Raw genomic sequence first — 7,637 nt, forward strand, 5'->3', positions numbered from 1 at the left:
TCGTTCACGAAACTTTCTTCGGGTCGCCATTACATCTTTTCGGGCGCACTGACGCCGACCAGCGCGAGACCGTTGGCGAGCACCTGGCGGGTCGCCTCGCACAGCGCCAGTCGTGCGGCGTGAATGTCGGCAAGTTCCTCGTCGCCCTGCGGCAACACCCGGCACTTGGCGTAGAACCGGTGGTAGGTACCAGCGAGGGATTCAAGGTAGCGCGAAATGCGATGCGGCTCGCGCAGTTCCGCGGCTGTCGCAACGACCTCGGAGAAGTCGCCGATCGTGCGGATCAGGTCGCCTTCGGATGGATCGTCGAGCAGATCCAAATGCTCGGTGCTCAGCGTGAGGCCCAACTCCGCAGCGTGTCGTGCCAAAGCCGACAGTCGTGCATGGGCGTACTGCACGTAGTAAACGGGGTTGTCGGATGACTGCTTCCGAAGCAGGTCCAGGTCAATATCGATGTTGACGTCGATCGACGACCGGATCAGCGCGTAGCGGGCGGCGTCCACACCGACGGCGTCGACGAGGTCGTCGAGCGTAATGACGGTCCCCGCGCGCTTCGACATGCGGACCGGCTTCCCGTCCTTGACGAGGTTCACCATCTGCCCGATCAGGATCTCCACGGCATCCGGGTTGTACCCGAGCGCAGCGGCGGCGGCCTTAAGCCGCACCACATAGCCGTGATGATCGGCACCCAGCATGTAAATCAGGTGGTTGGCGCCGCGCTGGTGCTTGTCACGCAGGTAGGCGATGTCGCCCGCAATATAGGCGTGGTTGCCGTCGCTCTTGATGACGACGCGATCCTTGTCGTCGCCGTACTTCGTCGACCGCAGCCACCAGGCACCGTCGGCTTCGTACAGGTTGTCGCTGGCCTTGAGTTCGGCGATCGCTTCGTCGACGAGGCCACGGTCGAACATCGAGTTCTCGTGCGTGTAGACGTCGAAGTCGGTGCCGAACTCGTGCAGGGTGCTTTTGATGTGACTGAACATCAACTCGACGCCCTCGGCGCGGAAAGCCTCGCGGGCGTCGTTGACCGGGAGATCGAGAATGCCGGGAATCTTCTCGACGACAGTTGCGGCGATCTCATCAATGTACTGACCCGCGTAGCCGTCCTCCGGGGTCGGCTCGCCCTTCGCCGCAGCGATAAGGGAGTTCGCGAAGCGGTTGATTTGCTCGCCGTGGTCGTTGAAGTAGTACTCGCGGGTGACCTGCGCTCCGCGAGCTGACAGCACGCGGCCCAGGGCATCGCCGACCGCCGCCCAGCGTGTGCCGCCGAGGTGGATGGGGCCCGTCGGGTTGGCCGACACGAACTCCAGGTTCACGTTCAGCGCGGCAAGCTCGTCTCCGCGGCCATAGGCCTCGCGTTTGTTGAGAACGGTCGCCACGGTCTGGTTCTGCGCGGCCGCAGCCAAGCGCAGGTTCACAAAGCCCGGTCCAGCAATTTCTGCCGAATCGATACCCGGATCTGCTTCAAACTCTGCGGCCAACCACGTCGCCAATTCGCGAGGATTGACACCGGCGCGTTTGCCGAGTTGGAGGGCCAGGTTGGTCGCGTAATCCCCGTGCTCGGGACTGCGCGGACGCTCCACCACCACGGTTTCCGGAATCAGCGACAAGTCGAGGTCATGAGCCGAGAAAACCTTCTGCGTCGCAGCGCGAAGCAGAGCAGCAAGTTCAGTGGGAGTCACAGGAACATATTCTATTGTCCGCAGGGCGGTTCGCGACAATCGGGGGATGCGGCGTCACTGCAGGTTGAGTTGCCACGAGACACCGAACCGGTCGTTAACCCAGGCGAAGGCTTGCGAGAAGCCGTAGTCGCCAAGCGGCATCAGCACTCCGCCGCCCTCACCGAGCAGCTCGACGAGACGTTCCAACTCGTCGCGCTCGGTCACGTCAACGAACAGTGAACTCGACGGCGTGAAGTCGAAGGCGTGGTCGACGGCGCTGTCGGAGACCAGGATTTTCTGACCCGCTAATTCCAGTTCGGCCAGCATGATCCCCTGTGACGGGTCCGGATGCGGCTGCGAGGACACGACGCGGCCGTCGGGGAACGCAGTCAGGTACAGGTCGATCGCGGAGGCGGCTACGGCCCCCTGAAACATGAGGAACGGGCGGATCTGCGTCATACCGGCAAGCGTAATGGCGACCGGCGTGCCCGTCGCTACGGTTAGCCCATGACTTCCGTTGTCGTGGTCGGCAGTATCAATCTCGACGTCATCACCCGGTGCGAGCGATTTCCCGATCCCGGCGAGACTCTCGCGGGGATCGACGTACATTTCGGGCCGGGAGGCAAGGGAGCCAACCAGGCTCGGGCGGCATCGATGGCTGGTGCCGAGGTGTCCTTTATCGGTGCCGTCGGTGACGACGCTGCCGCCACCACCGCTGGAACGGCCCTCCGGGACGCAGGCGTCACGACACACCTCGCGACGGTTTCCGGACCAACCGGCGTCGCCGCCATCACCGTCGACGGATCCGGCGAAAACATGATCGTCGTCGTACCCGGGGCAAACGCCGAACTTGCGCTGAGCCCGGCTGACCGCAACCTCATCGCTGCATCCGACGTCCTGCTCCTGCAGCTAGAGATTCCTCCGCCGGTCGTCCTCGATGCCGCCCGAACCGCACGCGCGGCAGGGACGGTGGTCGTGCTGAATCCATCGCCCGTGCGGGAGGTACCGGACGAACTGTGGTCGTTGATCGATGCCGCAGTCGTCAACGAAACCGAAGAAGCCGCCCTCACCGAAGTATTGGCTCGCGTGCCGACCGTGGTGACCACTCTCGGCAGTCGTGGAGCAAGGATGCGGTGGGCATCCGGGTCGGTGCAGGTGGACGGGCAGACCGTCGATGTCGTCGACACCACCGGCGCCGGTGACGCCTTCACCGGGACACTGGCCGCGAACTGGCATTTGTCCGCCGCCCAGCGGTTGACCCTAGCCAATACGGCTGGCGCACGCGCGACGACAACGATGGGTGCCTAACAACCAAGCAGCTCGGCCAGTTCGACAATGCTGTGGACGTGGAAGCGGTCGGCTGGATCTCGCGAAACCAATTTAGGCTCCGGCCCCCATTCCGTCGGGCGCTCAACGTAGGCGGTCTGGAGGCCGAAGCTCCGCGCAGCCTCCAAGTCCGCGGTGTGGGTGGCGACCATCATGACTTCGGCCGGTTCCACCTGAAGCAGTCGTGCCAGTCCGAGGTACACCTCGCCCGCTGGCTTGTAGTGCCGCCAGAGGTCGGAGCCCCCGATGAAATCCCAGGGGAAGTCACTGGTCTTGGCCATCTCATTCAGTAGCGCGACGTTGCCGTTACTCAGTGCGCTAATGGTGAAGTGTGCCTTCAACCGGTGCAGCCCCTCCGTGGAGTCAGGCCAGCCGGGCAGCATGTGCCAGGCGTGCACTGCGCGGTCGAGTTGAGTCTGCGTCGCGACAGTTCCGTGCTGTGCCCGCAGCAGTCGATCGAGCGTCTCGCGGTGAAGGTCGTCGAGCAGTGTCCAGGGCCGCGTGCCGTTCTCTACTTCCGCCAGGATCGGGCCGTACGTGCGGCGCCAGTCGCGAGCCAACTGCGACGAATCAATCTCCGGAAACACCCGGGCCAGTACCGAACTCACACCGGAGTGCCAGTCGGAGACGGTGCCGAAGGTGTCGAAGGCGAGGACCTTGACGCCCTCAGGCACGCGAATACTCCGATGCTTCGCGGATCTGGTCGGGCGTCGGTGTGATTCCCGTGTACAGCGTGAACTGTGCCGCCGCTTGGCCAGCAATCACTGCATCACCACTGATCGTCTCAACACCGCGGGCCCGCATCGCCCGGACCAGCGGGGTTTCCGGCGGCATCGCCACCACGTCCAAGCAACCGGAAGCGGCGTCGACCACGTCGGCCGGGAACGGGAAACTGTCGGCGGCGGGTCCATCCGCCATGCCAACCGGAGTGGCATTGACCAGGATTGTCGGACGCGCCAACCCAAGATCAGCGGTGTGAACAAACCCGTACTTTGCCGCGAGTGCCGCGCCGGCGGTCGGATTACGGGCCACCACCGTGACGTTCAGGAAACCGGTATCACGTAACGCCGCAACGACAGCTTTTGCCATTCCCCCACTACCCGCGACAGCCACCGCTGCCGAGCGATCGAACGAGGACGCTGTCAGCAGGTCCGCAACGGCTTGGTAGTCGGTGTTGTAGGCGCGCAAGACACCGTCGTCGTTGACGATGGTGTTGACCGACTCGATCGCGGCGGCCGAGCGTTCCATTACGTCGACAAGTTCAATGACGGCTTCCTTGTACGGCATCGACACGGCGGCGCCGCGAAGCGGCAGACCGCGGATCCCGGCTACCGCACCCGCGATGTCGGCCGGGGCGAAGGCTTTGTAGACGAAGTTCAAGCCGAGTTGGTTGTACAGGTAGTTGTGGAACCGAGTCCCAATATTCGACGGTCGCGCCGCAAGCGAGACGCACATTACGGTGTCGCGATTGAGTGTCCGCGCGTGCTGTGCGTCTAAGGAGTCACCTGTCATGCGCTCGAGATTATCTGCTCGAAAACCCTCACGCACACTGACGAAGATTTGGAATCAAACAACACCGATTTGCGCAAGTGCGACTTTCCAGTATACCAGGTCAATTTGACTCCTTGTGGCGAGTTTGACATAAGTCGAATAATTCACCATCGTGGGTTGGTATCGCCGAAATTTTCGAGTTCTAAACTACCGTCCATCTACGGCGATAGAAGTGGAGTTGGCGAGGGCGCCCACTAGGGAATCGCCGCCAATGAAAGGTTTGAATATTGAAAACGTCTAATCGAGTCGCCATTATTGGAGCGGGACCGAGCGGTATGGCCGCTCTGCGCGCATTCAACTCAGCCCAGCGCACAGGCTCGGACATCCCGGAAATCGTCTGCTACGAAAAGCAGGATGATTGGGGCGGCCAGTGGAACTTCACGTGGCGCACGGGAACCGACGTCTACGGCGAACCGGTCCACTCCAGCATGTATCGAAATCTGTGGTCGAACGGCCCGAAAGAAGCCCTGGAATTCGCCGAATACACCTTCGACGAGCACTTCGGTCGCCCCATATCGTCATACCCTCCCCGCGAGGTTCTATGGGACTACATTAACGGTCGTGCGTCGAGTTCGGGAGTAAAGGAAAGCGTCCGTTTCGCACACGCCGTTCGACGTGTTGAATTCGATGACGCTTCACAGCAATTCACTCTCACAATTGACAACCTCCGCGAAAAGACTTCCCATGTCGAAATCTTCGACGAAGTCATCGTGGCTACGGGGCACTTCACTGTTCCTAACATGCCCGACATCGACGGAATTGAATCGTTCCCCGGCGAAGTCATTCATGCACACGAATTCCGCGGAGCCGAACGCTTCGCTGGGCAACGGCTGCTCATCATCGGCGGTTCGTACTCCGCCGAGGACATCGGCATCCAGTCGCACAAGATGGGTGCCCGTCAGGTCACGATGAGCTACCGGTCGCAACCGCAGGGCTTTGCGTGGCCAGAGAGCGTCGAAGAGAAGCCGCAGGTTTGCCAGATCGACGGAACCATCGCAACATTCGCCGACGGCACGGCACGCGAATTTGACGCCATGATCCTGTGCACCGGCTACCTGCACCACTACCCGTTCCTGCCTCGCGACCTCCACCTGAACTCGCCGAACAACCTGTACCCCGAAGGCTTGTACCGCGGCGTCACCTGGCAACAAAACCCCAAGCTGCACTACTTGGGCGCCCAGGACCAGTGGTTCACCTTCAACATGTTCGATGCACAAGCATGGTTTGTCCGCGACCTCATCCTTGGTCGGATCGCCATGCCAAGCACTAACGAGCGCGCCGCGAGTATCACCGAGTGGTCGGACCGTTACGCCACCGTCGACGATGATGCCGCCGCCGTCCAGTTCCAGGCCGATTACATTCGCGACCTGATCGAGGCCACGGACTACCCGATGTTTGATCTCGACGAAGTCGTCCGGATCTTCCTGTCGTGGAAGGCCGACAAGAAGAAGAACATCCTGACCTACCGCGACCAGGCGTACACGTCAGTCATGACGGGAACCCCGTCGTTGATCCACCACACCCCGTGGATCAACGAACTCGACGATTCCCGCGAGCGCTACCTGATGAGCCAGCCGCGCGCCGACCGCGCCCAGGCCGGCGACAGCAAGCCCGAAGTTATCAAGTAGCTTTCTTCACCAACGCTGAAGCCGGGACGGTCGTACCGTCCCGGCTTTTGCGTCTTCTCCCGACCCGGCGCTGGATATATCACCGATACTGAACGGCATGACTGCAGAGTTGCCCGAGCCCATCAAGGTCGACGACCGCTTCGAGTTCTCCTCCGACCGCGATCGCCTCGATATCGACGTCATCATCAGGTTCCTGTCGAACGACGCCTATTGGGGTCAGTGGCGCAGCGTCACCGATATTCGGGATTCCATAGATGGTTCATGGCGCGTGGTCGGTTGTACCGACTCCACTACCGGTGAATTCGTGGCTTTCGCTCGGGCGATTTCGGACGGTGTCACGGTCGCCTACCTCTGCGACGTATTCGTCGTCCCGGCCGCGCGCGGGCACGGGTTGGGCAAGAAGTTGGTCGACGAGATGATCGAGCGAGGCCCCGGCGCACATTTCCGCTGGCTGCTGCACACCGACGACGCCCACGGCTTGTACAAGCAGTTCGGCTTCACCGAGCCGGACTCCACAGTTTTGGAACGCCGACGCATCCGGCCCATACCGCCGCGACCGTAGTTGTTGTGTGGCCGCGGGTCGCACTAGCGACCGCGTTGGCCGCTGGCCTCATCCTCGATGAGGGTAATTCCGAAATACTCAGCGAAGACCGGTGCTAGCTCACTCGCCTGAAATGGCGTCATCGTTACCCCTTTCAAGCTTTCCGCACCTCCGGAAATTCTACGCAATTCGAGCGTCCGCAAGTCGACGTTCTGCAGCTTTGACTCGCTGAAATCGAGACTATTTACGGTGGTGTTGACGAATGAAACTCGATTTGCTTTCGCGCCCCTCATGTCGAGTTCGTCGATGATGCAATCAGAGAAAAGCACGTCCGTCAGTTCGGCAAAACGCAAGTTAATGTAGCTGACCTTAGAGTCACTGAGGTGCACTGATTGCCAACGGGCTTCATAAAACTCTACTGAACCAAGACGCGAGCCATTGATTTCCACGTTCCGAAGCCGCGACCTGGGCGCCTGGAACCTTGGCGAGTTCAAACCGTCGAGTCTGGTATCAACAAAGCTTGCGGCAAGAAAATCCGCATTGTCAGCGGAGAGGTCCCGAAATTCACATTCGGTGAAGGCCGTTCCCGTGAGGTCTCGATCACTCAGGTCGAAGGCAGTAAATCTTTCACTGTCGTAACTCTCATGCGGCTCAAGTCGGTCGATTTCGCTGTCAACAATATGATCGAGATCAATTCTTTCAAGCCTGGGAGAAAGAGCGCTCCGCTTCTTATTCATGCATTCCTAACAACGGTAATAGTCCTAGGGATAATTCAAGTATCGACCGTCATACACTGGGACGAAACTGTACACGCGCCCGGTGACACCCTCGAGAGCCAAATCTCAGTTGAGCTTTCGCTCCCCAGATGCGTGCAGCGAAGTTCCGTGACGCAACGATTGGGCACGCATCTGGCACGAAAGCCGCTGGGCC

Annotated in this window: 8 protein-coding genes; 3 read left to right on the forward strand and 5 right to left on the reverse strand. The window is 60.9% G+C overall.

Annotated features, from left to right (window positions below; genetic code table 11):
- Positions 1-29: 29 nt before the first annotated feature.
- Together argS and WBA38_RS11360 are read right to left on the reverse strand one after the other, a co-directional pair.
- Entirely contained in the window at positions 30-1,682 is a 1,653-nt protein-coding gene (gene argS / locus WBA38_RS11355; protein ID WP_424294614.1) for an arginine--tRNA ligase, read from the reverse strand.
- 54 nt (positions 1,683-1,736) lie between these two features.
- On the reverse strand, positions 1,737-2,120 hold the full coding sequence (locus tag WBA38_RS11360) for a VOC family protein (RefSeq protein WP_424294615.1): 384 nt from the start codon (positions 2,118-2,120) through the stop codon (positions 1,737-1,739).
- 48 nt (positions 2,121-2,168) lie between these two features.
- Between WBA38_RS11360 and WBA38_RS11365 the strand changes: the two genes are divergently transcribed.
- Positions 2,169-2,969, forward strand: a complete 801-nt coding sequence (locus WBA38_RS11365) for a ribokinase (RefSeq protein ID WP_424322722.1) — start codon at positions 2,169-2,171, stop codon at positions 2,967-2,969.
- Here WBA38_RS11365 and WBA38_RS11370 read toward each other — a convergent pair.
- Together WBA38_RS11370 and WBA38_RS11375 are read right to left on the reverse strand one after the other, a co-directional pair.
- Complete coding sequence (locus WBA38_RS11370; protein ID WP_424294617.1) at positions 2,966-3,661, reverse strand: haloacid dehalogenase type II; 696 nt, start codon at positions 3,659-3,661, stop codon at positions 2,966-2,968. The genes WBA38_RS11365 and WBA38_RS11370 overlap by 4 nt on opposite strands.
- On the reverse strand, positions 3,654-4,499 hold the full coding sequence (locus WBA38_RS11375) for a shikimate 5-dehydrogenase (protein ID WP_424322723.1): 846 nt from the start codon (positions 4,497-4,499) through the stop codon (positions 3,654-3,656). The genes WBA38_RS11370 and WBA38_RS11375 overlap by 8 nt, the downstream gene beginning before the upstream one ends.
- Positions 4,500-4,765: 266 nt before the next feature.
- On the opposite strand from WBA38_RS11375, the gene WBA38_RS11380 reads away from it, so the two are divergent.
- Together WBA38_RS11380 and WBA38_RS11385 are read left to right on the forward strand one after the other, a co-directional pair.
- Entirely contained in the window at positions 4,766-6,166 is a 1,401-nt protein-coding gene (locus WBA38_RS11380) for an NAD(P)-binding domain-containing protein (RefSeq protein WP_424294619.1), read from the forward strand.
- Positions 6,167-6,263: 97 nt separating this feature from the next.
- Entirely contained in the window at positions 6,264-6,728 is a 465-nt protein-coding gene (locus WBA38_RS11385) for a GNAT family N-acetyltransferase (RefSeq protein ID WP_424322724.1), read from the forward strand.
- Positions 6,729-6,751: 23 nt separating this feature from the next.
- Here WBA38_RS11385 and WBA38_RS11390 read toward each other — a convergent pair whose 3' ends face one another.
- Entirely contained in the window at positions 6,752-7,444 is a 693-nt protein-coding gene (locus WBA38_RS11390) for a pentapeptide repeat-containing protein (protein WP_424322725.1), read from the reverse strand.
- Positions 7,445-7,637 lie beyond the last annotated feature (193 nt).

Source organism: Gordonia sp. (in: high G+C Gram-positive bacteria) (genome assembly GCF_049647785.1).
GTDB lineage: Bacteria > Actinomycetota > Actinomycetes > Mycobacteriales > Mycobacteriaceae > Gordonia.

What these genes read in the sequence shown, in the direction of transcription:
- WBA38_RS11360 (WP_424294615.1), bottom strand. Translation starts at nt 2,120, where the DNA reads ATGACGCAGATCCGCCCGTTCCTCATGTTTCAGGGGGCCGTAGCCGCC.
- WBA38_RS11365 (WP_424322722.1), top strand. Translation starts at nt 2,169, where the DNA reads ATGACTTCCGTTGTCGTGGTCGGCAGTATCAATCTCGACGTCATCACC.
- WBA38_RS11375 (WP_424322723.1), bottom strand. Translation starts at nt 4,499, where the DNA reads ATGACAGGTGACTCCTTAGACGCACAGCACGCGCGGACACTCAATCGC.
- WBA38_RS11385 (WP_424322724.1), top strand. Translation starts at nt 6,264, where the DNA reads ATGACTGCAGAGTTGCCCGAGCCCATCAAGGTCGACGACCGCTTCGAG.
- WBA38_RS11390 (WP_424322725.1), bottom strand. Translation starts at nt 7,444, where the DNA reads ATGAATAAGAAGCGGAGCGCTCTTTCTCCCAGGCTTGAAAGAATTGAT.